21 protein-coding genes and 1 pseudogene are annotated in these 24,453 nt (G+C 68.9%); 9 read left to right on the forward strand and 13 right to left on the reverse strand.

What is annotated here, in order from left to right:
- Window positions 1-281: 281 nt before the first annotated feature.
- A complete protein-coding gene (locus K6I33_RS02525; RefSeq protein ID WP_229348001.1) occupies window positions 282-890 on the forward strand; it encodes an AraC family transcriptional regulator in 609 nt (202 codons plus the stop codon).
- 301 nt (window positions 891-1,191) lie between these two features.
- Window positions 1,192-1,569 carry a nuclear transport factor 2 family protein gene (locus K6I33_RS02530; protein WP_229348002.1) on the forward strand — a complete coding sequence of 126 codons (378 nt, stop codon included), beginning with the start codon at window positions 1,192-1,194 and terminating at the stop codon, window positions 1,567-1,569.
- Window positions 1,570-1,641: 72 nt separating this feature from the next.
- Here K6I33_RS02530 and K6I33_RS02535 read toward each other — a convergent pair.
- The 3 genes and pseudogenes from K6I33_RS02535 to K6I33_RS02545 form a co-directional block, all read right to left on the reverse strand.
- Window positions 1,642-2,504, reverse strand: a pseudogene (locus tag K6I33_RS02535) (helix-turn-helix domain-containing protein).
- A gap of 26 nt (window positions 2,505-2,530) precedes the next feature.
- Complete coding sequence (locus K6I33_RS02540) at window positions 2,531-2,713, reverse strand: hypothetical protein (protein WP_229348003.1); 183 nt, start codon at window positions 2,711-2,713, stop codon at window positions 2,531-2,533.
- Between the two features lie 397 nt (window positions 2,714-3,110).
- Complete coding sequence (locus K6I33_RS02545) at window positions 3,111-3,734, reverse strand: SMI1/KNR4 family protein (protein ID WP_229348004.1); 624 nt, start codon at window positions 3,732-3,734, stop codon at window positions 3,111-3,113.
- A gap of 150 nt (window positions 3,735-3,884) precedes the next feature.
- Between K6I33_RS02545 and K6I33_RS02550 the strand changes: the two genes are divergently transcribed.
- A complete protein-coding gene (locus K6I33_RS02550; RefSeq protein ID WP_229348018.1) occupies window positions 3,885-4,649 on the forward strand; it encodes a GNAT family N-acetyltransferase in 765 nt (254 codons plus the stop codon).
- Window positions 4,650-4,730: 81 nt separating this feature from the next.
- Here K6I33_RS02550 and K6I33_RS02555 read toward each other — a convergent pair whose 3' ends face one another.
- The 7 genes from K6I33_RS02555 to K6I33_RS02580 all read right to left on the reverse strand — a co-directional run bounded on the left by K6I33_RS02555 (window position 4,731) and on the right by K6I33_RS02580 (window position 14,660).
- Window positions 4,731-5,456 (reverse strand): alpha/beta fold hydrolase, encoded by a 726-nt coding sequence (locus K6I33_RS02555; protein WP_229348005.1) that lies wholly within the window; start codon window positions 5,454-5,456, stop codon window positions 4,731-4,733.
- A 396-nt stretch (window positions 5,457-5,852) separates the two neighbouring features.
- On the reverse strand, window positions 5,853-5,981 hold the full coding sequence (locus K6I33_RS35935) for a hypothetical protein (RefSeq protein ID WP_275126616.1): 129 nt from the start codon (window positions 5,979-5,981) through the stop codon (window positions 5,853-5,855).
- 5 nt (window positions 5,982-5,986) lie between these two features.
- Window positions 5,987-8,629, reverse strand: coding sequence for a class IV lanthionine synthetase LanL (gene lanL / locus K6I33_RS02560; protein ID WP_374283057.1), 2,643 nt, complete (start codon window positions 8,627-8,629; stop codon window positions 5,987-5,989).
- A gap of 443 nt (window positions 8,630-9,072) precedes the next feature.
- Complete coding sequence (locus tag K6I33_RS02565) at window positions 9,073-9,399, reverse strand: protealysin inhibitor emfourin (protein ID WP_229348006.1); 327 nt, start codon at window positions 9,397-9,399, stop codon at window positions 9,073-9,075.
- 42 nt (window positions 9,400-9,441) lie between these two features.
- Complete coding sequence (locus K6I33_RS02570) at window positions 9,442-10,632, reverse strand: M4 family metallopeptidase (RefSeq protein WP_229348020.1); 1,191 nt, start codon at window positions 10,630-10,632, stop codon at window positions 9,442-9,444.
- A gap of 607 nt (window positions 10,633-11,239) precedes the next feature.
- Complete coding sequence (locus K6I33_RS02575; RefSeq protein ID WP_229348007.1) at window positions 11,240-14,371, reverse strand: M48 family metalloprotease; 3,132 nt, start codon at window positions 14,369-14,371, stop codon at window positions 11,240-11,242.
- Entirely contained in the window at window positions 14,358-14,660 is a 303-nt protein-coding gene (locus K6I33_RS02580; RefSeq protein ID WP_229348008.1) for a hypothetical protein, read from the reverse strand. Before K6I33_RS02580 ends, K6I33_RS02575 begins: the two co-directional genes overlap by 14 nt.
- A gap of 622 nt (window positions 14,661-15,282) precedes the next feature.
- Here K6I33_RS02580 and K6I33_RS02585 point away from each other — a divergent pair.
- Complete coding sequence (locus K6I33_RS02585; RefSeq protein ID WP_229348009.1) at window positions 15,283-16,110, forward strand: methyltransferase domain-containing protein; 828 nt, start codon at window positions 15,283-15,285, stop codon at window positions 16,108-16,110.
- 542 nt (window positions 16,111-16,652) lie between these two features.
- Here the strand turns inward: K6I33_RS02585 and K6I33_RS02590 are convergent.
- Together K6I33_RS02590 and K6I33_RS02595 are read right to left on the reverse strand one after the other, a co-directional pair.
- Entirely contained in the window at window positions 16,653-19,337 is a 2,685-nt protein-coding gene (locus K6I33_RS02590) for a tetratricopeptide repeat protein (RefSeq protein ID WP_229348010.1), read from the reverse strand.
- A gap of 4 nt (window positions 19,338-19,341) precedes the next feature.
- Window positions 19,342-19,794, reverse strand: coding sequence for a hypothetical protein (locus K6I33_RS02595; protein ID WP_229348011.1), 453 nt, complete (start codon window positions 19,792-19,794; stop codon window positions 19,342-19,344).
- 704 nt (window positions 19,795-20,498) lie between these two features.
- On the opposite strand from K6I33_RS02595, the gene pqqA reads away from it, so the two are divergent.
- Genes pqqA through pqqB form a run of 5 tightly spaced genes read left to right on the forward strand, consistent with a single transcriptional unit; the run spans window position 20,499 to window position 23,618 of the window.
- On the forward strand, window positions 20,499-20,663 hold the full coding sequence (gene pqqA, locus K6I33_RS02600; protein ID WP_229348012.1) for a pyrroloquinoline quinone precursor peptide PqqA: 165 nt from the start codon (window positions 20,499-20,501) through the stop codon (window positions 20,661-20,663).
- 40 nt (window positions 20,664-20,703) lie between these two features.
- Window positions 20,704-21,408, forward strand: a complete 705-nt coding sequence (pqqC, locus tag K6I33_RS02605) for a pyrroloquinoline-quinone synthase PqqC (RefSeq protein ID WP_229348013.1) — start codon at window positions 20,704-20,706, stop codon at window positions 21,406-21,408.
- Entirely contained in the window at window positions 21,405-21,677 is a 273-nt protein-coding gene (pqqD, locus tag K6I33_RS02610; RefSeq protein ID WP_229348014.1) for a pyrroloquinoline quinone biosynthesis peptide chaperone PqqD, read from the forward strand. The genes pqqC and pqqD overlap by 4 nt, the downstream gene beginning before the upstream one ends.
- The gene (gene pqqE, locus K6I33_RS02615) at window positions 21,670-22,734 is read left to right on the forward strand and encodes a pyrroloquinoline quinone biosynthesis protein PqqE (protein WP_229348015.1); all 1,065 of its coding nucleotides are present in this window, start codon (window positions 21,670-21,672) and stop codon (window positions 22,732-22,734) included. The genes pqqD and pqqE overlap by 8 nt, the downstream gene beginning before the upstream one ends.
- Complete coding sequence (pqqB, locus tag K6I33_RS02620) at window positions 22,731-23,618, forward strand: pyrroloquinoline quinone biosynthesis protein PqqB (protein ID WP_229348016.1); 888 nt, start codon at window positions 22,731-22,733, stop codon at window positions 23,616-23,618. Before pqqE ends, pqqB begins: the two co-directional genes overlap by 4 nt.
- 7 nt (window positions 23,619-23,625) lie before the next feature.
- Here pqqB and K6I33_RS35940 read toward each other — a convergent pair whose 3' ends face one another.
- Window positions 23,626-24,291 carry an AAA family ATPase gene (locus K6I33_RS35940; RefSeq protein WP_308297028.1) on the reverse strand — a complete coding sequence of 222 codons (666 nt, stop codon included), beginning with the start codon at window positions 24,289-24,291 and terminating at the stop codon, window positions 23,626-23,628.
- Between the last annotated feature and the right edge of the window lie 162 nt (window positions 24,292-24,453).

Consider the following 24,453-nt stretch of genomic DNA (forward strand, 5'->3'; position numbering starts at 1 on the left):
CGCCTTACGGCGCTTCGGGCGAGGGGCGGGCGCTGGGGTCATCGCGGCTATAGACACCGAGAAAGTATGACCTAATGCCATGTGTCCTGGTGGCAGGTCGGCCTCGGGGGGGCAGGGCGATGGTCTTACGGGCACGGCAGGGCAGAACACTTCTGGGTCTCGGGACTTGGCCTCGACGGGAGCGTGCGGCGGCGCCGGGCATGCCACCAACTGCTGATTGGCACTCGACCCGGAACGGGGCGTCGGTGAGACTGGGGCATCTCGTACTTGAAGGAGTTGTGATGCAGGTAGCCGTGGTCACCTTCGACGGGTTCAACGAACTCGACAGCTTCATCGCTTCCGCGTTGATCAACCGATGCCGTAAGGACGGCTTGGAAGCTTTCATTACGACGCCGACGCCGGTGGTCACGTCGATGAGCGGCGTGGAGGTGACCGGGCAACGCCCGATGGAGTTCGTGACCGAGGCCGACGTCGTGCTGATCGGCAGCGGAGTGAAGACACGCGACGTCGTCGCCGACGACCTGCTGATCTCCAGGTTGCCGCTCGACCCTTCGCGACAGCTGATCGGTGCGCAGTGCTCCGGCGCGCTGGTGCTCGCCCGGCTCGGGTTGCTGAGGGACATGCCCGCGTGCACGGACAACACGAGCCGGCCCTTTGTCGAGGCCTGCGACGTCACCGTGCTGGACGCGCCGTTCCACGCCGAGGGGAACATCGCTACGGCGGGCGGCTGCCTGGCGTCCCAGTATCTCGCCACGTGGGTGATCACACGAACGCTCGGGGCGGACGCCGCGCGCGCCGTCATCGACTACGTGGCTCCGGTCGGTGAGAACCAGGAGACGGTCGAGCGCGCCATGCGGGCCGTCCACGCGGGCGAGGCCGCACTGCGCTGACGCCCTCTGCGCAGTGTTCGGCGATCGTGGTACCAGCCACTGCCGAGGCCGGTACCACATCGGGCGGCGGGAGCGCAGCCCACGTGCCACCGTTGCTGTGGACTCCCGTTGCAGTCCCACATTCGCCACGGAGGCGCCGTTGTCCGTCTGTTCGGCGCCTCGGCGGCGACATGATGGATACAGACCGGACACTGATGTTCGGCTGGTTCGCCGCACCTAGTGCTGTGACCGGGATGGTCCACCGTGATCGGAAGGCGGCTCGCGGGACGAGCGCCCGCGCAACGGCTGGTATTACTGGGGCATGCAGGAAGAGACGGCACGCTCCGCGATCGACACGTTCATCTCCGCGTTTAACGCCTCGGACGACAGCTATGTGACTGCCCTGCTTTCCCAGGCCCTGACCTCAGACGTGGTCTTCTGGGGGCCGTTGGGTCGCAGCGAAGGAATCGCGGCGGTCGAGCGGTTCGTGCTGGAGATCCGGCGCCACCCGGCGGGGACCGGCACGATGGTGCGCTGCTCAGCGGTGGACATGCCTGACGAGTGGGCCCGGTACCAGTGGGTCTTCACCACGCCGAATGGAGGCCCCCGCCTGGCGGGAACGGACGTCGTCCATCTGCGGCGGAGCCTCATCGACCAGGTCATCGTCTTTGCGGGGGAGATCGAGCCGTCCGCCTCCTGAGTCGTCCTTCTGTCGCTGTCCTTCTCGTGAACTTGTCCCTTTCGGCACTCCGGGGCTGCGGTTCGCGGTCGGTCAGGCCGCGGCGTTGAGGGGGCGTCCGCCCCAGCGGATGCCCTTCTCGCTGCGGATGCGGGCGCGTTCCTTGCGTTGGGCGGCAAGTACGTCGGGGTGGCGGGCGTTGGCGTTGCGCCAGTGCAGGTAGCGGTGCAGTGCCTGGGTTTGCGTGGGGTGGCTGCGGTGGTGGGAGTTGGCCAGGGTGAACTGCCGCAGTGGGCCGAAGTGGGCCTCGATCGGGTTGGCCCAGGATGCGTAGGTTGGGGTGAAGCACAGCTCGACCTTGTTCTTCTTCGCCCAGCGGCGGATGGCGGCGCTGGTGTGGGCGGAGAGGTTGTCCAGGATGATGTGGATCGAGGCGCCGTCGGGTCGGGCGGCGCGGATCGACTTCAGGGCGGCCAGGGTGTTGGCAGTGCCCCTGCGGCGGCGGTGACGCCCCACAGGCGGTCGTCGCCCACGGAGTAGCAGCCGTGGAAGTAGGTGACGCCGTGGGGGCGGCGGTAGGTCGCCGGCAGCCGGTTTGGCTTGATGCCGCGGCGCCGGAGCAGGCGCCGTAAGGCTTCACGGCCGATGCGGATGACACGTCCGTGCACTTCCCGCAGGTAGGCGGCGAGTTTGCGGATCGACCAGCGGGTGAAGGGCTGGCCGAGCCTGGTGGGGCGGGTGGTGGCCGTCCGGATGACGAAGTCCTCGTCGTCAGGGGTGAGCAGGCGGGGACGGCCTCCCGCCCGCTGAGGGTCCAGGCAGGCCAGGCCGATCTCGTTGAAGCGGTGGATCACGTCGCGCACGGTGTCCTCATCGGCCTGGACCGGCTGGGCGATCACCGGCACCTCCAGCGGTCGAATGGACGTCACCGCACATCCAACCGTCACGACCACCAACCCGGCGAACCTACGCGGTCACAGCACTAGCAGAGGGTCCCGACGGAGGTGATCTCCAGGGGTGGTCGGGAGTCGATGCCGGTACGGGGCATCAGGATGAGTGATCCGCCTCTGTACGTGATCCGTGCCGGGTGGTCGGTGTTGTTCTCGACCACGCGCACCAAGAAGTACGGGCTGAAGTCCTCCACCTTGCACTCGCGAATCGTCATCGGCTCGGGAATGCCGAATCCGGCCCCCGTGAGGCAGAGGTACCCGCTGGGACACAGTGGCGAGGCGGGAGCGACTGCCGCGGTGGCCGGGCCCGAGCAGACGCCCACGAAGGAAGCTGCGAGGGCGGCCGCCGCGGCAAGGGCCTTCGCGGCAGGCCGTCTGCGCCGGCCGGGGTGGTTGAGGCGACGGTGAGGTTGCCAGTCCATTGCGGCCTCCAGAGGAGTCAGGAGGACGGCGCCTGCCGCATGGCACATCGCGCCCACGGTGCGCCGCCCTTCAAGGACGATTCAGCGGGCTGCTCCACCTACGTGTAAAGCCCTGGTCCCGCCACTTTCACCGCGCGTCACCGTGCGCACGTGACCGAAGCCTGGCCGGCGAGAGGCAGTCCGGTGGCGTTCACCAGTCGAGCAGATCCATGGAACTCCGACCGAGCCAGTCCCCGAACGACACGGGCTGACCGCCGAGGTTCAGGGGCAGGATCTGGTCGCAGGTGGCGCGGGCATCGAACCACATCGTGCCTCGGTGCGGACCGGTGACAACGAGCAGAGTCGAGAAGCCGCAGCCGTTCTCCTGGATGAACACGGCACCGGATGTCTTGCGCTCCTGGAGCACCTCGTACTCCGCGTCCCACTGCTTCCACGCCTCCCGGTAGGCATCGTGGTCCGGGAAGTTCTCTTCCAGTGGCTCGCGTGCGTCGAGCTCGTCCTCGTCGGCGCGGTAGGAGTCGGGATGGGGGAAGGCGGTGGTGAGCAGGTCGTAGTTGGTGGTCGAGTCTCCTTGCCAGCCCCATCCGGCGGCGGTTCGGCACAGGCGGTTCACCGTGCCACCGGCGCTCTGCCGGAACAAGTACTCCCGGTACTCTGCCGGAAACGTAATGCCCAGTTCCGCCTCCGCCTCGCAGACCTCTGCCTTGGACAGTGGCGCCGGGTAGGAGTCCCGCGCCGAGGACGGGTGGCCAAGCTCGTCATGGCGTCGCCCCCGCACCAGGCGCTCGGCTCTCGCTATCCAGTCGATCGTCATACGGGTGAGGGTAGACAGCGGCGATCCACCGGACTGTGTCGGGCACGCCGACGTGGACGACCCGAAATCGCATGCGATCTTCGCCCGGTCATGCTGGGATCACTCGCCATGAGTGATCTTTTCCTCGATGAAGCCGACCTGATGGACAGGATGGAACGGAACCTGGCGGAACATGCCAGTCACCTGCATCGCAGCATGACCGGCGCGGCCGTCACGGAGGCTGGTGACCTCCTGGTCGCCGACAGTGGCCTGGACGACGACACTTTCAACATCGTTGCCGCGGCCCGCTTCACCGTCACCAACGCTACGGCACGTATCACCGAGACCGCTCGGACGCTGGCCCGCACAGGCCGCCGTTTCTCCTGGTGGGTGGGGCCTGCCTCGACACCACTGGACCTCACCATCCGCCTGACGGCGGCCGGTCTGCCGGCGTCCGAACGCGAGACGGCGATGTGGGCCGAGCTGGACGACACCCTGCCACTGCCTACCGTCCAAGGACTGGACATCCAGAGGGTGGCGACGCCCGAACAGCTTGCCGACTACGCCACGGTTCTCGCCGCGAACTGGGACCCGCCCGCCGACACCGTCCGCCGCTTCTTCGCCCAGGCCGCCCCGCAGGCACTGGCAGCGCACTGCCCGGCCCGGTACCTGGTCGGCTACGTGGAGAGCCGTCCGGTCTGTTCGGCTGAAGTGTTCCATCACGCGGGGGTCGCCGGTATCTACAACATCTCCACCCTGGCCGCCCACCGCCGACGTGGCTACGGCGGTGCCATCACGCTCGCAGCACTCCGCACGGCCCGCGACCGGGATCACCGCATCGCGGTCCTGCAGGCGTCAGCCGAGGGCGAGCCCGTCTACCGCCGCCTGGGGTTCCGCTCCTGCGGCCAGTTCACCGAACACACCATCAACCCCTGAACCACCTGAACTCCACTGGCTCTCCGCCCGCCTTTCCCGACGGTGCCGGCCACAGCCACTCGGCTGGGCCGAGGCGGCGAGTCATTGTCGGGGGGTGGGGAGAGTGGAGGTGGCGATCCGGCCCAGGAGAGTGGCGAGCTGCCGGGGCATGGAGAGGAACGGCGAGTGGCTGCTCGGCAGCCGGTGGACGGAATCGGCGCGCGTCGCGAGCTCGCGTTGCCGGGACGGTTCGAGCGACTGGTCGCGGTCGCAGACGATGTAGGCGGAGGGCACGGTGCGCCATCCTGCCGCGGTCACCCGATCCGTGAAGGTCCGGACGCTCTGCGGTCGCAGCCGGGCCACGGCGCGGTCGGCAACGGCCTCGGGCACGTCGTCGAAGAGTATCCGCCGGGCGTCCTCGTACGGCGGGGTGTGGCCCGTGTCGTCGTCCGGCGCGGGTGTTCCGAGAAACGTGAGTAGGCTTTCGCCCACGTCCAGTTGGAATGCGGCGAGGTACACCGCCCCTACCACGTTCGCGGCATCCGCGATGGCCTCCGTGGTGGGGACGCCGCCGTAGGAGTGGGCGATCACCACCACCGGGCCGTCGATGCGTCGGAGGCTGTCCCGGATGGCGTTCGCGTCGTCCAACACGCCCGCCGGGCAGGCGCCGTGATGCCGGCCGACCGGGGGATTGGCGCTGGGCAGGTCGACGGCGTCGGACCGCCAACCGTCGGCGTCGAGCGCGGCGCGTACGGGGTCCCAGCACCACGCTCCGTGCCAGGCTCCGTGGACCAGCAGGAAGGTCGGCCGGCCGGTGTCGGCGTTCATGTGCGGTACCTCCGATACACGGTCGTGCTCGACCCGGCCGGAATGTTCCTGTACGGGTTCGACCACGAGTGCGACGCCACTCCGTGGCGGGCACACCCCCGCGCACACTGGCCCGGTCTGCTCGACGGTTCGCCCGCTTCCCTTGCACACTACGCCACGGCGTCGGAGTCCCAGTTCCTGACCATCGTTCGGAGGTTCTGCGCGGTCGCGAGGGCGGCCGCGCAGAACCGGAGAACGGTTTACGGCGCGTCCGCCGGCTGGCCGCTCGTGCGTAAGGTGTCACAGCACATGGCCGGTTCCAGTGCGTGCTCGTCCGTCTCGGGCAGCTCCTGCAACTCCAAGACGTTGTCTTCCATGCTCTCACCTCCCTTCCCCGGCCTAGGCGCGGTCAGGGCTTCACGCACCGTTGTGCGGCGGATTCAGGATGCCGTAGCTGGTCTCCGCGGTGTCGCAGCACATCCACGGCTCCTGTGCCTGTTCGTCCGCTGCCGGCAGCTCCTGTAGCTGCAGGATTGTTTCTTCCACGGTTTCTACGCTCCTTCCGGACGTGCCGTCGGTGGCTCTGTCCCGTCCACCGTCCAGGGGCGGGCGCCCCCGTGCTTGAGGCGTAGCAGCAGGTCCAAGGCGCCTGCCAGGCCCACCTGGTAGCTCACGCAGAACTCGCGCAGCGTGTCGTCGGGGACGACCAGCCGCCCGTCCTGCCGTGCGGCGCGCGTGTAGAGGCAGTAGGCGGATTCGGCGGCCCGGGTGCGGTAGGTCGCGTCGCTGGTGATGTCGGCGAGGTCGACCAGCAGCTGGGCGTTTCCGGCCACGCCGTGGCACGTGCCGGGACCGAGCCGCCAGCGGTCCAGATGGGCCGCGCGCGCCGCGCGCTCCGCGTACTCGCGGAACAGCGGCTCCCCTGTGGACTGCCACAGCCTGACGAGTGCCGTCCCGATGCCGGAAGCGCCGTTGCACCAGAAGTCGAGGCCCGTCCGGTCGCTACGGCCCGGCCCCTTGGGCCAGACCGCGAAGTCACCCCGGCGCTCGGCCACGGCGCACAACGCGTGTCCGCCGCCGATCGCGATGTCGACGAGTTCCGGACGGTCGAGATCGCGTCCGGCGGCGAGCAGGAAGGCGACGTGGCCCGCGACGCCGTGTGCGAAGCCATAGGACGCGGAGCCCGCGAGCTCGCGGCGGTGTGCCGCGCCCAGCGGCCAGTCCACTCCGGAGCCGGGTTCCGCGGTGCGGCGGACCACTCCGTCCGCGTACCGCGACGCCCGTTCGGCGAAACGCGGGTCGCCTGTGGTGTGCCACAGGTGGAGCTGGGCCAGACCGGCACCGGCGAGACCGTGGCAGATGTCGGGGACGGCCCACTCCAGCGGAATGCGCAGGGCGTAGCTCCTGGCCAGGTCCGCGAGTCCGGAGTCACCGAGTGTCAGCGCCGCGTCGTGCAGTGCCCAGACCGTACCCGAGCGGCCGAAGTAGAGGCCGGGCAGGATGCGACCGGGCTGGGTGAGCCGTGTGCCGACCCAGTGGGCCACCGTGCGCAGCAGGGGCTCGAGGGAGGGTGCCTCACCCGTCCGAACCGCTCTGTCGAGAACGGCCAGTACGCCCGCCGCGCCTTGCTGGAGGTTGCAGGGGTCTCCCTCCGGCAGGGACCCGGGCCGGGGCCACAGGTGTGGGGCACTCGGGTCGGCGGTGGCGGCGATGTGTGCGAGCCCGTCGTGCAACAGCCGGTCGAGCGCGGCACCTTCCAGGGCGGGTGCGGACGACGCCGGTGGGCTCGTGGGCTCGGCCCGCAGGAACGCGGCGGCCTTCTCCAGCGGCCAGCGATCCGGTGCGTCGGCCGTGAGGCCCAGGACGAGAGGAGCGAGGGCGCCGAGGGCGGGGCAGTCGCCGGCGGCGGCTTCCACGATCTCCGCGAGGCGGTCTCCGGCGGACCGCGCGGGTGCGGTGTCCTGGGCGAGCAGTGGGTTGATGCCGGTGGTGGCGTGGAGCAGGGTGGCACCCAGGCTGAAGCAGTCCACCTCGGGGCCGGGCGCGGGCCCCGTACCCGTGCGGGAGAGGTACTCGGGCGCGGTGAAGCCTTCGGTACCCGCCACATGGGCCGTACCGCCGGCGCGTACCGCGCATTCCAGGTCGACGAGGACGGGGGTGCCGTCGCGTCTCATGACGATGTTGGTCGGTTTGAGGTCGCGCAGTACGAAGCCGGCGGCGTGAGCTTCTCCGACCAGGCGGACGAGCTCACGCGCGAGCCGCCACGCCACCGGGGCCGACAGCGAACCTCCCTCGCGCGACGCCTCTTCCGCCGACCACTGTTGGAGGTTCTCACCGTCGACCAGGTCCTCGGCCAGGAAGAGGTGCTCGCCGGCCTCGAAGACCTCGTGGGGAGCGGGGACGATGCCGCTCGGTGCCAGGCGGGCCAGCACGCCGGCTTCGTAGCGCAGCCAGTCCCGGGCGTCCGTCCCGCCGGGCTGCGCACCGACATGCGCGCGTGCCTCCTTCAGCAGGACGTCCTCGCCGGTGTGCTGGTGCAGTGCGCGGTAGACACCGCCGCGGTTGGAGTGGCGGATCGCTTCCCGGACGAGATAGCGATCGGCCAGGAGCACCGGATCGCCCCGTTCCCGGCGGCCGTCCGCAGGGGCGGGTGGGTCGAAGGGTAATCGTGCCCAGGAAGGGGGCGAGAACCAGGGGTTGCGTTCGTCGGTGACCAGGCTCCCGTCCGGAGCCTGGAGCCGGCCCCGGAAGAAGCCCTCGTCGTCGAGTTCGCGCGGCGGCGCGAAGCAGCCGTAGCGGTAGTGCACCAGACTGTCCGGCCGGTACCGCCGGTCCGACAGGATCCTCGGCCCGGCCAGCCCGAGCGTGGCCCGGTGCAGCTCCTCGGCGAGCGCGCGTAGTTGGTCGTCGTCGGCGGGGTAGATCGTCAGGAACTTACCCGCGTGCTCCCGCCGGGCCCGGACCGAGGTGAGGGCGGCGGTGACATGGGGCGAGACCGCGAACTTGAACGCGCACCGGTGAGTTACGAGAACGGGTGCCGCTCGCTCCAGCACCCGGTGAGCGGAATCGACGGTGGCCGACAGATGCAGCTTCCACCCCTGCCTCCGTCCCCGGTGCCCGAGCGGTGTGACCATGCACCAGGTTTCACTGTCGCGCAGCACCCACGCGGACTGCTCGGCTCCGAGATTCCGCACGACAACGTCCTGATAGCTCCCCTGAGGGTTCGCCGTCACGCAGTCAGAGTGGCATGGTTACCGGGCCCAGTCGAGGCTTTGACGGAACGGTAGAGCTCGTTCCCCGTCTGCTTGTCCGCCGTTATGCGCGGATCCCTCACGAATTCGAACCTTTGCGGCTGAGCTTCTTCATGGAGCCGCCGTCGATGTTCCACCCCACCCGGAAGGGGAATCGTCGAGGGCTGCTCAGGGCGAGGGAGAAGTGGGTGCAAGGGATGGTGTTCGAGCCGTCCAGTGCGACCGCGTCACTCTTGATCGCTTCCGTCGGCTCAGGGGGCGACCCGTTCGCTCAGGAAGCCGGGGGCATATCCGCTCTCATTTCCGGTAGTCATGCGAAAGACCCCCTCACGCTCAGTCGCGTCGAATTGTTGCTCGAGCCGCGCCGGGCGCGTGGCGCCCGGGCGTCATGGTTGTGCGAAGTGCTTCTCGAGCCAGCCGAGCAAGGCCGCGAAGGCCGGGGACATGTCGGCGTCGGACTGGGTGAGGTCGGTCGAACGGCCTTTGTCCTCCACCGTGATCGTGTAGCTCATCGCGTCCCTGGCACGGCTGGGGCGTTTTTCCTTGGCCGCTTCCTCGGTCGCTTCCTCGGTCGTGGGGATGGCCGCCGCCACGAGCCGGGCCAACTCCTCCGCGGCGCTCCGGGGCAGAGCGTCGGTGTCCAGCGCCTTGGGCGGGAGGCGGAGGTGGATCGCGGCCGCCTGCCCGCCGTGCGTCGCCAACGTCACTTTCATCGCGCGACCGCTCCACCGAGTCCCTTGGCGCCCTTCAGCACGTCACTTCCTGGCCAGCCCCGCCACCTGGGCGGTCAGTGCCTCGACCTGCTTGGCCAAGGCCGCGAGGCTGCCGTTGTCCCGGCCCGCGACGCCGTACCGGCCGGCCGCGAGGGTCCGTGACCGGGCGACCCCGGCCGGGACCCCGCTGATCTGAATGCCCACCCCCTGCCACGCCGCCAGTACGGCCAGCTGTTCGGCGCTGCCGTCCCCGTACAATCCACCGGCCTTCTGGTAGGTGGTGTCCGCGAAGTCCTGGAACTGGGTGTCGATGGTGGAAGCCTTGAGGGATTCGTACCAGATGAGTCCCGGGGCCTCCCACGCGAATCCGCCGATGCCCATCGCCGTCAGGTAGAACGCCTTGTTCGGAATGCCGGAGTTGATGTGGACCCCGCCGTGGTCCCCTTGCTCGGTGTCCGGCAGGGTGACGTATTTGCTCATGTGGTCGGGCTGGGGGTCCCGGCCGAACAGGTCGTTGTCGTAGGCATGCCCCGGGGCCGCCATCGAACGCAGGGCATCGGCATCGATACCGGGAGTGAAGACCTCGGATCCGATCAGCCAGTCCGCTTCCTCGGCCGACTGCTTCAGCGCCCACTGCTTGACCAGTGACCCGAAGACATCCGAGACGGACTCGTTCAGGGCCCCGGGCTGATGATGGTATTCGAGTGCTGCGGTGTTCTCGGTGACTCCGTGTGTCAACTCGTGGGCGATCACGTCGAGGGACCCGGTGAAGTCGGTGAATATCTTTCCGTCCCCGTCGCCGAAGACCATCTGCTGGCCGTCCCAGAACGCGTTGTTGAATTTGGTGCTGAAGTGGACGTATCCGTCGAGGCGCATTCCCCGGTCGTCGATCGAATCACGAGCGAGCGCCGCACGGTAGAACTCGTACGTCGCGCCGAGCCCGTCGAACGCTCGGTTGACGGACTGGTCCGTGGCGGCCGGTCCGTCCTCCGGCCGGGCCACGACGGCCGAGGACAGAAGCCTGCCGTTCTGGCAGTCGAAGATGGTCCGCCGGCCGTTTCCGTGGGCGGCGGCGCCGGCGAAGGATGCCCGCACCGTCCGCTCGCCCCGCAACCGAGCGGTGGTCAGCAAAGTGTCCAACGCGACCTGATGCACATCGCTGTCTTCACTTCTCAGGAGCTTGTCGAGAAGGTGTGGCGGGATGACACAGTTGAGTCGGCAATTCCTAGTCATGGGATACCTCGTGTGCGAGGAGAAACGGTAATGAACCTTGCCCGGGGAGCGTTGTGTCCCGGCCGGTTCGGCCGGCAGCGACAAGCAGATGGTTGATCCTGCCTTCGTCGATGACGCGCTACCGAAGGCGTCGCACCGAAGGTGTCGTCCGGCGATCGACTTCACCGTCTACGTCGTGCGCGCGGCGGAAGACGCGAAACACGTCCATTTACGAGTATCCGCTCGCCGCAGGCGGCGCGCACCCCGAGCGGGGCCCCTCCTCTTACCGAGAGCTGTGCGCCGTAGGCTACCCGCGACTCTCTCGGGAACGGTGGTGTCGCCGGGCAGGGCCATGATGGAGCCGGCGCGACCTGAAGCTCCCCGATGCCTGAGAGATCCTGGAGGACGAGGCCGACCAGGGCTCTGGTGATCAGCAGGTCGTGGCCACGATTGTGGTTCTATGGGGCGGACGCCCCTCAGGACCGCGGCCTGACCCAGACGCCCCGGGCGGTCAGACCACCAGCGCCGCGTGCAGCGCATTGAAGCGGTCCGCTCTTACATGGCCGGAATGCGCCTCTCGATATGTCATGTGGGCATTGGCCCCACAATCCTGTCGCGGTCTGCGCCGTCACGGCGGTGCTACGTCGCCTACCAGCGTCCACGACGTGCGCTCGGGCACCGCCCAACTGGTGGAGCCTGCAGGGCTGCTGCGGGCGAACTCCTCGGATTCACCGTGTCCGTACTCGAAGTGCAGCGTCGATCGGTCGCATCGATAGCTGTGCGAGAGGCCACGGGGCCTGGTTGGCAGCTTGCCGCCGGAGGCTTGGCGGTGGTCGATGGTCAGGGTGGTCGTGCCCGTGGCCGCTGTCTTGGTCTGAAGATGGACGCCCAGCGCGGCTTCCCAGTGGTAGATGGCGCGGCTAGCGCGGGTGAGCGTGACGGGCGTGGCGCCTGCGCTGCCCTCGGCCTTGAAGGAGGGTGCCATCTCGACTCCGGATCCGTCGGAGCGGTAGGTCCTGGTGTACGACGTGGTGCTGGTGAGCAGGACTGTACTCGGGTCTTTGCCAGGAAGGGGTTGTCGCAGGACGGCTTTGGTGAGGTGCCACTCGCCGACCAGACAGGGATCTCTGGCCGGCACCGGGCTGCCTTGGCCGGGTGTTTCCTTTTCGATGGCCGACTGGGTGCACAGTGTGTTCATGGCTGTGAACGCGTCCACTGCCTCCCTCAAGTCGCCTTTCCGGGTGGTGGTGGCCACGCCTTCTCCGACGCGGGCGAGCTGCGGGTCGTCGGCGTGGGAGAGAACGGTGCCGAGCCAGGTGAACTGTGTGACGTCGCTGGTGGTGATTCCGCGCTTGTTCTCCTCGATCACGGTGTTGATGGCGGAGAATCCGTACCCCTTGGGGAGCCAGGCGCACAGAGCCCGGGTCCCGCGGTCCGCCGGGAGGCGCAGTCCGGCGTCCGGGTCTGCGCCCTTGCTGGACGGGTTGCCTTGTGCGGGGGCGGAGGGACCCCCGAGGGTCCAGAGCCGCGCGGTGGTGCCCAGGGAGGCGATGCCGACCGCCATTACCAGCACCGCCGAGGCTCGTAAGACCCGTACGGTCAGGCGGTCACCGGAGGGCGTGGCGCGTCGGCGGGCGCGGACGCGCTGTCGTAGGAGGAACAGACCGCGGCCGGTCAGGGCGCCGCCGAGCACGAAAGCCAGGGATGTCAGTGACCCCTGGCCCAGCCGCACGGCGCTCATGTTCCGCAGCACGTGCCACGGAATGCCGGTGCCGAGCACGGCGTCCCTGAGGACCACTGCTGTGGTGATGGCCAGCACGATGCACACGCCGCTGAGAAGGGCTGCTGACAGGCCGTGCACAATGCCCAAGGACACACTTTGGCGTCCGGCCACCCACGCGACCAGCATCCCCGCCAGCACCTGGAGCACGGCGAGGGCGGTGAACTGCTGGAGCAGTACGGCGGTGGCGTCGGAAGGCCGGGGAACGGTCACTGTCCGGTCCCACCAGTGGTCCAGTGGGCCGATGAACGCCAGGGAGGCCACCGCCGAGGCGCCCGCGACCGTGAACACCAGCCGCTGTGGCGTCGACGAGATATCGGTGCGTTCATCCGGACGGGCGGTGAGACAAGCCCCGAGGAGCGGCAGCGCGCCCAGGCCGGCCAGCGCGGCGACATCCAGACCCGGAGTTGTCGTCAGCAACAGGTCGTACGCGAAGGGGACGGAGCCGTCCGAGCACGAGGGCCCGGCGTGTCCCACCTGCCAGAGGGAGAACAGGTACACCAACGGGAGCGTCAGCGCCGCGGCGGTCGTCAAGTGGGCCCATGCTCGCGGTGGGTGCGCCTGCGGGCCGGGCTGCAGGACTGGGACCGAGACAATGAGCCACTCCACCAGGAGAACGAGCCCTCCAGCCAGCACTCCCGCCGTGATCAAGGCATCCGCAGGGTCCGCCATGAGGTGCGTCCACCATTGCGCGTGGAATTCTTTCCAGTTCAGTCCCTCGCCCACCAACATGCCGGCCGCGGCAGCGACGCCCGCACACGCACCGCGAATCCGAATCTTTCGCCTGGCCTCCACGCCTGCTCCTGCCGCGCGGAGCACACAGGCGGAAAGGACCAACGCGATAGGTACGGCCATAAGGAAGCCGGCCTGGGGCGTCGTCCACATGGTTCGTGTGCCCCAGGCCTGGAACATCGTCTGGAGTCCGGGAAGCCCCAGACCGACGGCGGCTCCGGCAGCGAAGGGCTCGACGAGTCCGAGGCGCAGCAGTGCGTCCGGGGCCCGGAGGACGTCGAGACGGCGGGCGAACGACGGGTGAAGGACGCGTGTCTGCCGGATACGGTGGTACCAGCGCCCCCATGCCGGCCGTATGGCCGCGACAGCCCCGCGCCGCTCTCGTTCCCTCTCATGCGCTGCCTGGAGCTCCGCGACGAGGCCGCCGGCGTCGTCGGTCTGGGCGGCGCGCACGTCGGCGTAGTGTTCGCGGGCTCGGTGGATCGAGCACACGGCCAGCCACACCAGGCCGACAGCACTGGCCAGCTGCCACAGCGGCCCCTGCCACTGCCACGCGAAACCGCGCACGAAGTCGAGGAGGGCGACAGCCAGCAACGGGCCGGCCACGAGGATCAGGAAGGCGAACCAGCTCATGCGTGTCAGCTGCGTACGGTCCACGTCCCGGTTGCGGCAATGGGCGAGCTCGTGCCGCACGATGCCCCGGAACCGGTCCGGGTGGTGCTTGTACGTCAGCAGCAGTTCCCAGTCGAGCGCGATCCGGTACCGCGGAAACCGACCGAATACCGATGTCCCGGCCGCTCCGACGAAGACGCCGAGCGGTCGGCTCACCCCGCACTCCTCGTGCAACGCGGCAAGGTCGGCGAGCAGCTGGGCGTACGCATCTCCCATAACGGTCTGAACCCGCTGCGCGCCGACCGGTATCAGCCTGTGACGGCGGCAGTACCAGGAGGGATGCAGTAAGTACAGCAGGAAGATCACGATCAGGAGGACCACGAGCGCCACCACGACCGGGCCCATCTGTGACCGGACGGTCTGCAAGGGACACGCGGCCACCGCCTTGACGTAGTCTCCCGTGCTGCTGGACATCGGGACCCGCCGCAGACAATCTCTCATCGAGATAGGTCCCTGCAGGAGCACCGTGTAGTTCCGGAAGAGGGGAACGGCGGCGAAGAGCAGGGAGAAGACCAGCAGCGCGAAGCGGGTGGAAGTGGAGGACGGCGAGCGCAGAACGAAGTTACTCGGGCTCACGGCTGCTCCTCTGCGGCAGTCGCGAAGCAGCGGTCTCGGCGATCTCGCCAGCTCTCTGTGCGTCCAGGCCCGCGCGTCGCAAGTCCCGCTCAAGGCGCCGGCGGAAGCGGCGTCGGACCGCGACGGTGACGGGAGGGATCCGGTCGCTGGACTGGATGAACAGCCGTCGCCGGAGCCGCTTCCACCCGGTCAGCAGCCCTTCCTTGACAGTGTCGCGGGCGATGTCGTTGAGCGCCGCGAAGAGGATCGCGGTGACGACGGCGACGACGTCCAGTCCCGACGCGGTCACAGGAGAGCGGCGCCGCCTTCGCGACGCGTACAGAACGGTCGGGTCGGAAAGACATAGGGAGGTCCGGTCCTCGAAGCCGGGTAACTCCTCCGGCGCATGATCCTGGACGACCGCCCTTACGAAGTCCGCAACCGACTCGCCGCCTCGCTCACCCATGACGCCCCCTCAAAGCAGCGCGTGCCCGACCAGGTATGGCTCTCCACTCCTGGGAAATACTCATCCTTGTCACCTCACTGCTGCGCGGGTAACAGCACGTACCAGGGCACTCGATGCGTGCAACCGGCGCATGGGCGCCATGGTGGGTGTTGTGCGTCTCGTGGCTGATCCATGCCCGTCGGCGTGAGCTGACGTCGCCGTCGACACGCTCTCAACCGGCGACCGTTCAGGATGAAAGGGGTTTGCTCGGCCCAGCCCAAAGGACAAGGGCGCGGACGTGGCTTCGGCGTCGTGCGGGAGCGCGACGAGATGTCTGTTATGCCGGTAGCCGGTGAAGATGGCTCAAGCCTTCCAAAGCCTGTCGCGTAGTTCCGGATCGGTGTGGCATACGGGACCTGCCGACTGTGTGTGATAGCCCGTGTGAGGGACGGACACGGCGCGTGCGTCGGCCGTAGCATGACCTGTCATGGGCAACAGGCAAGCGTCGTACCCCTTTTCCGACGTCGACGCCCATCCCGACCCGGGCCGCTTGATCGACACGCTGTACAGCTTGCGGAGCGAAGCCTTCTACGTTTCCTACAAGCAGCGTCTGCTGGAGCTGCTCCGAGCCCGGCCCGGGCAGCGCTTCCTGGATGTCGGGGCCGGCACGGGTGACGCCGCCGGGAAGCTTTCCGCCACGACCGGTGCGGAGGTCGTGGCCTGCGACCTGGCCAAGGTCATGTGCGCCGAGATGAGGAAGAACGGGCTACGGCACGTTGCCGTGGCCGACGTGCACCGTCTGCCTTTCAGGGACGCGGCCTTCGACGGGGTCTGGGCCGACCGTGTTCTTCAGCACGTGGAGGATCCCGGGCAGGCCCTGGCCGAGATGGTCCGGGTCGCCCGTCCCGGAGGCCGCGTCGTCGTATTCGATCCGGACTCGGGCACACAGGCCCTGAACATCGAGGATCACCGCCTCGCGGCCCGGATCCTGTCCCTGCGGCAGGCCGTGAGCCTGCGCCACAGCACCGTCGCCCGCCAGGTGCCGGGCATCCTCGCCGCGCTCGGCCTCCAGGAGGTCCATGTGGAGACCCGCACGCTTCTCGTCCGTGACCGGGAAACCGTGGACCGCGTGATGAGCATCCGTGGCTGGGCCGACGCGTTCGCCGATCTCGGCCGCCTCGAGCGGGCCGAGGCCCGCCGCTTCAATACCCTCCTCGACGAGGCGATCCGCAGCGGGAGGTTCCTCTACTCGGTCACGTACTTCCTCACTTCCGCGACCGTGGCCGGGCGCCACGCCAGGAGCTCACCGCGTTGAGCGGTAACGACCTGCACGGCCAGCTCAACGTCGCACCCCGATCCGGCGTCACGAGACAGGCTTCAGGCGGTGGAGCCCGTGGGGCGGAGGGTGCCACCAGCCGCTGGCTGACTACCTGACCGGCAACCATGCGGTCGTTGGGCCAGAGCTCACCAGGTCGAACGATCTAATTGCGCTGAGCCGAATCGCAGGACTCCAGGATATCCGCCTCGAGCTGTATCGGGTAGCCTTGCACGCCTTGGCGTTGTGCGTAAATTAAGCCCCCTGGGGAAACGTGAGGACCTGCATTTCCTTATGTGCTGTTCCAGGCGTTTCGATGTGGGTGTTCGGAAGGGATTGGAACAGTCATGCAAGCGATACATTCTGATCGCTTTACATGGCACGGCGTTTCCTGGACAGCCCGATGAACCCATGCGGCCGGTGCGGGATGAGGCGGGGGGTGTTCTTCACGGCCCGGTTTTGTCCCCGACTCCGACGCCGTCACCACAGCACCCACGCCAAGATCATCTGACCTTGGCGTGAACGGAGCAACGTATTTCTGATCAGTCGAGCCTGGCCAACCAGGCTCGAACCTCCGGTGTTCGGGGCGAATCCAGGCCGCCCAGTCGCTCTGCGGCGTCAGTGCCCAGTCGCTGGGCGCCATCCACGTTCCCGGCAGCGGCTCGTGCCCGGGCTTCACCGTACAGGCACAGCGCGGCGAGCTCTTCCTGGCCAGTGCGCTCGGCACCTGTGAAGGCTGCCTGGAAGGTTTCCTCGGCCGTACTGTGATCGTCTTCCGCCACGTATGACTCGGCCAGCCGTAGCCGCAGCCGGGCGATTACCGCGGCGTTGCCCCGCTCCAACCGCATGGCTCGTAGCAGTCGTTCCTGTGCGGCCTGGGTGTGGCCTTGCGCCAGCTCGAGCTCGGATTGTGCCTCAAGGGCATCCACCAATACCTCGCGGACCGCGATGCGCTCCGCGATGCTCAGGCTCTCGCGTAGATGCCTCTCGGCTGCCTCGTGCTGTCCGGACAAAAGTTCCTGCCGGGCCAGTGCGTTCAGAGCGTCGCTCAGCTTCTCAGGCCGGGCCTGCGACCGTGCCCCTTGCACCGCCTCATGCAGCAGTGACCCGGCCTCGTCGAACCTGCCCATGCCGGTCAGCACTCGCCCCAGGTTGATCAGGAGCGGTACGCGCTCGTGGTAGTCCAGTTCGCGGGCCAGTTCAAGAGCCCTGGTCAAAAGCGCGTGCGCTTCAGCGTGGTAGCCACGGCGAGTGGCGAGCCAGCCGAGCCCGTGCAAAGCGTCCACCTCGTCTGTGCCCAACTGTTCGGTGCGGGCTAGTTCGAGGCACTCCTCGAACATTTCCCGCGCCTCCGTATACGCGCCCGCCAGCGCCCGCATCCAGCCGCTGACCTGCAACAATCCTGCGATCTGCGACGGATCGCCGGCTTCGCGGGCCAGTTCCAGACCACGCTGCAAGTGCACCGCAGCCTCGTCGTGCCTTCCCTGCAGACCAGCCACCCAGCCCAGACCCTGTAGTGCTGGGACGGCATCGGCGCCCTGTGCGCCAATGAGCGCGTCGGAGAAGTGGCGGCGGGCACGCTCCCAGTCGCCGCGCATGCCGACACTCCAACCCAGCTTCAGCAAGAGACCAATGATCTCGCCAACCGAGTCGGACTCCTGGGCGCGATGCATGCCCTCGTCGAGGTACCGACCGCCTTCCCGCAAGTCGCCACGCTCCAGGACCACGCTGCCGAGTCGCAATAGCGTACGAGCCTCGGCGCGCGCGTCTCCAACGGCGCGGGCCGCATGCAGGGCATGCTGGAGGTGGGGCTCGGCCACGGTGTAGAGCCCGCGGTGAACCAGCAGGGGATAGGCGGCATCGATGCCCGCGAGCAGCTCTTCGTGCATGCCGTGGCGATGAGCATGGTCGAGTGCCTGCAGGACGTTGCCGAATTCGCGCTGAAACTCCTCGCTGGTCATGGCGCCCTCCTCGGCTCCACCGGCTGCGCTGCCTTCTTCGGTTCCTGTAGCACTCCTTCCGCCGATCAGGCTCACGTACACAGTGACCATTCGACGCTCTGCCTTGGCCAGCAGGCTGTGACCTGGCCCCGAGATCCCGATGGCTTTGGCTCGTACATAGTCGTGGACCACTTGGTGCACCGTGTAGCGGTCCTGTCCAGCGGACTCCAACAGCCCGGATCGTACGGTGGCGTGCAGGACGTCCAGTACCGACTGGGCAACGGCCTGCGCAGCAGCCGCCGGGAAGCTATTGGGCTTCGCCGGGAACGCGGCGAGGGCGAGCAGTGCCCGCTGTGCCTCGTCCGGAATCCGGTCGTAGCTGACGTCCAGCGCGGCCAACAGTGATATGGGCAAATCGCCGGGGATGCTGGGGTGGGCGGCGGCAGGGGCTTGGCGGCGCTCCAGACGCAACCGCTCCTCTGCCCAGCGCAGCCGGTCCAAAGTCTCGGTGACCGATGCATGGCCGTCGATCGCAGCCGCACGCAGTTGGTGGCCCATCAGTATCAGGGCCAATGGAAGGCCGCCGACGAGCGCGACCAGCCGGACCGCAGCTTCGCGGTTGGTGCCCAGTGAATCCTCTGTCAAGGCTTCCAGCAGATGAAGGCCCTCGTCGGCTGCCAGTTCGTCGACCCGCAACGCAGAACCGCCGAACTCCAGGGCTACCCGGGGGAAGCGAGTGGTCAGGAGATGCGCGCAGCCAGGGCCGCCGACCTGGAAAGCGAGCGCGTCGTCCGGGTCCCACGCGTCGTCGATGACAAGCAGAAAGCGCCGTGAGCCGATTCGTCGAGCCAGCGATTCGGACCAAGCGAGCGCGCTGGGTGCGCTCACCTCCTGCGGGCTGAGCCCCACTTGCTCGCCCCACAACGCGAGGTGTCGCACCACGTCCGTAGCGTTTGCCCGCGATCCCAGGCCTGCCCAGAGCACGCCGTCCGGGAAACGTTCCCGTACGTCTCTGTCGTAGGCGAGGTCAAGAGCCAGTGCGGTCTTCCCGACGCCGGGCAGTCCGTAGAGTGCTACCGCTCCGTTGAGTAGCGACTCCCTGATACGGGTGCGTAATCCGGTGCGTCCGATGAGGAGGCCGGAGGGACGGGAAGGGGCGAGAAACGGCGGGGGAGCGGGCTTGGCCTGGGAGTGGATGTGGATGGTGGCGTGGTCGCCGACCACTGCGACATCGACATCTCCGTGGAATTTCACAGAGGTGGGCTGTTCGGGCTGCTCCCCATGCATGACGTTACATCGACGGTGTGGCGGTGCCCGGTCCGGGATCGGATGTCGGGAGTGGCTTGTCAGGCTTGTTGATGGTGACGTTCACGTGCGCGTCGTCACCCACGACGGCACTGCCGACCTCTCCTTGGAAGCGCGTGCTGTACTTCGGCGCCGAACCGTCCTCCTGTCCCGTCTGCTGAAGCACCTGCTGCGCCACGGACATCAGCTCCGCGTCCTCGGCGGCCCCGGCATCGGTCAACTCGGCCCGCAGCGGACGCGCCCAGGTTTGTGGATCCCGCTCGAACCGATCGAACACCAGGAGGCCATGCTCGTTTGCGGCGAGTCGGGCGCGCACCCGCTCGCGCAGCTCACGGTAGGCAGACAGGACCGCGTTCCTGACGGAGTCCTTCGCGGCATCAGTCATGCCCGCCGTGGCGCCGGCCACCAGGGCTGTGACAATCAGCGAAACCGGCTCCATCGCACCCTCCCTGGCTCCTACCGCGATCCGCGTACAGAACGTAACGCCGTGTGCCTGCTGGAGCCAGGGTCAGGTCTTTCCGGCCAACTCTGGCTGCGCGACGTTCTCAAGCAACCTGAGCGGCGAATTCCGCACGGATGTGTCGTCCGGACAGCCCCTTCATCGGAGAGGCCGCCTGAACCGGACAACGAAGAGAGCGGTATTTCGGTATTTATGATGGAACTTGCGAGCTCGTTGGTCATCGTGCCGGCGCTGACTGAAAGTGGTCACGCTCCGCCTCCTGTATGACCTGGGTCCTGCTGAGGCGGATCTTTTGATCGGCCCGATAGAGGAGGTCCGAGACGCCCGCATACGTACCATCTTCACTGCGGAGTCTCGTTTCTTGGAGCAAGGCGCGCTTCTTCGGGCCAGGGGCAACGCCGATCCCCTCGACCGGGCAGGCCGACTGCTGAGCCGGCAGCCCGTACGCGAGGCCGAGGGCACGGTGCCCGGCATGGCGACGGCATGCTCGGCCCGGCTATCTGATGCGATTGAACGTTTCCTCCTCTGCCCGTTTTCGACCGCCCGCACCGATTCGTCACTCGTTCCGGTGATTGCGGGCCGGACTTTCGTTGACCGAACCTGGAATACCGGACGGGTGCGTCGCACCGGCCCGGGGCGGCTTTCCAGCCGGAGGGGCCGTCGGAGGATCAGGGGGAGAGGCCATGCCGGACATCGCACCGTCGACCGCCGCCACCGAGCCCGTTACGGGTGCCGCCGGTGACCCGCGCCAGGATGCCCCCGCCGTCGGCTCGCGGCCCTGGGCGCCGCCCGCGTTCACCGATGTCGAGCTCGCCGCCGAGGTCACCGCCTACGCCGGACGGTGGTAGCCCCCACCCGGAACGGAATCCCGCGACCGGGAGGAACCCCATGACCGACCCGGAGGCCCGCAGCACGGCCGAGTTCACCGCCGCCCTCCACGCGCACGAGGACCGGTACTGGCACAAGCACCCCCTCCACCTCCGGCTGCACGAAGGACGCCTCGCGCCGGACGAGTTGCGGCAGTGGATCGCCAACCGGTGGTACTACCAGAAGTGGCTGCCCCAGAAGGACGCCGCCATCATCGCCAACTGCCCCCTCGCCGACGTGCGTCGGCGCTGGGTGCGGCGCATCGCCGACCAGGACGGCAGCGGCGACCGGCCCGGCGGGCACGCCCAGTGGCTCGACCTCGCCGAGGCCGCCGGGCTCACCCGCGCCGAGGTCCTGGACGAACGCCACGTCCTGCCCGGGGTGCGCTTCGCCACCGACGCGTACGTCGCCTTCGCCCGCAACCGGCCCTGGACCGAGGCCGTCGCCGCCTCCCTCACCGAGCTCTTCTCACCCGCCCTCATGCGCACCCGCCTCACCGCCCTGCGCACCCACTACCCCTGGATCGCCCCCACCGGCCACCGCTACCACCAGACCCGCCCCGACACCGCCACCGACGACGCCGGCCACGCGCTCACCCTCGTCACCACCCACTGCGTCACCCGCGAACAGCAGGACGCCGCCCTCGCCGCGCTCGGGTTCAAATGCGAGGTGCTGTGGAGCATGCTTGACGCTCTTGAGCACGAACACGCTGGTCGCGGCCGGTGACTTGTTGGAGGCTGCGGCCGGGCGTACGGCTGGCCCACGACTCCGTCCGGGACGCCGGTGTACTGCTGCACCCCGAGGGGGTGCTGATCGTGAACGAGACGGCTGCCCGCGTTCTCGCCCTCTGCGACGGGAAGACGGACCTGGCCGCGATCGCCGACGTCCTGTCCCGGACGTATGACGTCGTTCCCGTGCACGACCTCGAGGGTTTTCTCGACGCGCTGGCCCGGCGGCGGTTGGTCGAGCCCGCCGAAGGGGCCCGCCATGGATAAGCCGCTCGGCATGCTCGCCGAGCTCACCTACCGCTGCCCCCTCCGCTGCGGCTACTGCTCCAACCCCACAGGCCCCCACGCGCGCTCCGGCGAGCTCACCACCGAAGAGTGGTACCGGGTACTCGACGAAGCCCGCGCGCTGGGAGTGCTCCAGGTCCATCTCTCCGGAGGAGAACCCCTTCTGCGCCGCGACCTGCCCGGTCTCGTCGCCCACGCGCATCACCTCGGGCTCTACAGCAGCCTCATCACCGGCGGGCAGGGCCTGAACACCGACCGACTGGCCACCCTTGTCGCATCCGGCCTCGACCACATACAGATCAGCGTCCAGGACGCCGACGCCACGGCCGCCGACGCCATCGCCGGACGCTCCGCACACCGGCGCAAACTCACCGCCGCCCGGCTGGTCAAGGAAGCCGGTCTCCCTCTCACCCTCAATGTCGTTCTGCACCGCGCCAACATCGGCCGCATCGCCGCCCTCGTCGACCTGGCCCTACGACTGCGCGCCGACCGGCTCGAACTCGCCAACGCGCAGTACTACGGGTCGGCCCTGCTCAACCTCCGCTCCCTGCTGCCCACCCGCGCACAGCTCGACGCGGCGGAGACCGTCGTACAGGAGGCCCGGCACACCCTCGCCCGCCGACTGGAGATCGTCTATGTGCGCTCCGACCTCCACGACGGCGTCCCCAAGCCCTGTATGCATGGGTGGGGCAGCCGGCAGTTCACCGTCACGCCGGGCGGCGACGTTCTTCCCTGTCCGGCCGCCGCGCGCATCCCCGGACTGGACGTGCCCCAAGTTCGGCGGGCGTCCCTCGCTGACATCTGGTTCCATTCGTCCGTGTTCAACCGCTTCCGGGGGACGGAATGGATGCCCGAGCCCTGCCGCAGCTGCCCGCTCAAGGAGACCGACCACGGCGGCTGCCGCTGCCAGGCCTTCCAGCTGACCGGCGACCCCGCCGCCACCGACCCGGCCTGCCGGCTCTCCCCGCACCACGCGCTCGTACGCGCCCTCGTCCAGGACGCCGAAACCGCCCCCGACACGCTTCGGTACCGGGCATGAGGCTACGGATCCTGGGCACCGCGGCCGGCGGCGGGCTGCCGCAGTGGAACTGCGCCTGCCCCGGCTGTGCCCGGGCCCGCGCCGCCGGGCCCCGCGCCTGGCGCACCCAGGAGTGCCTGGCCGTCTCCGTCTCCCCGGACGCCTGGTACCTCGTCAACGCCTCACCCGACGACCGCGCCCAGATCCTCGCCGCCCCCGGCCTCGCCCCGCCCGACGGCACCCGCCACACCCCGCTGCGCGGCGTCCTCCTCACCGACGGCGAACTCGACCACACCGCCGGACTGCTGGCCCTGCGCGAGGGCGCCGCCCTCGACCTGTACGCCCCGCCCGCCGTCCTGGACGCGCTGGACGGCCCGTTCCCGCTCCGTACGCTGCTCGCGCCCTATGGCTCCGCCCGCTGGCACGCGGTGGGATCCGGCCCGGGCGAGGACGCTCTGCTTCTGGACGGCGGGCGGCTGCGGGTGACGCCCGTCCCCGTCAGCGACAAACGGCCCCGGTATGCCTCCGGAACCGTCGCCCCCGGGCCCTGGGTGGTCGCCTACCGGTTCGACGACACCGCCACCGGCGGCGCCGCCGTCTACGCGCCCTCCCTCGCCCGCTGGCCGGACACCCTCGACGCCGCTCTGGCCGGGGCGGACTGCCTGATCCTCGACGGCACCTTCTGGAGCGAGGACGAGATGGGCGGCGCCCGCGCGATGGGCCACCTCCCCGTCGACGGCCCCGGTGGGACGCTCGTACGCCTGCGCGATCACCAGGACGTCCGCTGTCTCTACACCCACCTCAACAACACCAACCCCCTCGCGGACCCGGCATCCCCCGAGCGCACCGCCCTCGTCGGGACGCCGGTGGAGGTTCCCTCCGACGGGATGGAGATCGAGTTGTGAGTGCCTTCTAGCCGCTTGTGTTCATCGCGGTCGTGTTCATCGCGGTCGTGTTCATCGCGAACTCCACCGCCGCCACCCGCTCCCGCGACACCCGGTCCAGCAGCACCACCGACGCCGCCTCCGGCAGCGAGCCCCCGGACAGCCCGCCCAGCAGCCGGTCCAGCCCCCTGCGGTGCCTGTCGAAGACGCGCCGGGGCGCCCACCGGCCCCGGGCCTCCTGACCGGCCAGGGCCTCGCTCGCGGTCACGTCCAGCAGGATCAGATGCAGCTCGTGCCCCTGCCGCGCAGCCTCCCGCGCCAGCCACCGGCGCATCCACGCCCGGCTGCCGCAGTCGTGCACCAGGAACGGCCGGCCGCCGCGCACCTCCGCGCGCAGCCACCGGAAGTGTTTCGCGCGGGCCCAAGGGCGGTACACGGCGTACGGCAGCCAGGCGGGCATGACCGCTTCGCACGCTTCGTGGGCCGTGCGTGGGTCCACGGCGGGGGCGGTCGTGGACGCGGACAGACGCCGTAGCAGGGTGCTCTTTCCGCTGCCGGGCAGGCCGGAGACGACCAGTACGGTGCCCGCCGGGTAGGACAGGGTGAGCGGGGGGCCTTCCTGGCCCCGTAGGTCCGTCAGGCCGTGCGGCGTCGTCGCCGTCGCCACGGTGGCCGACCCGCGTATGTGGTCCACGTCCAGTCCTTTGCTCGTGTGTCGGAAGCCCAGTCGTGGAGACGGCTCTCGTGGCCGGCCGGTTGCCCCGCACCGGGGGCGCCCTGTTCGGGTGCGGCCCGGTGGGCTGGTTGTGCCCACCCTCCCCCAGCTACCGCTGGGGGGCTGTCCCTTATACACATC

The organism is Streptomyces sp. UNOB3_S3 (assembly GCF_020740895.1).
Classification (GTDB): Bacteria; Actinomycetota; Actinomycetes; order Streptomycetales; family Streptomycetaceae; genus Streptomyces.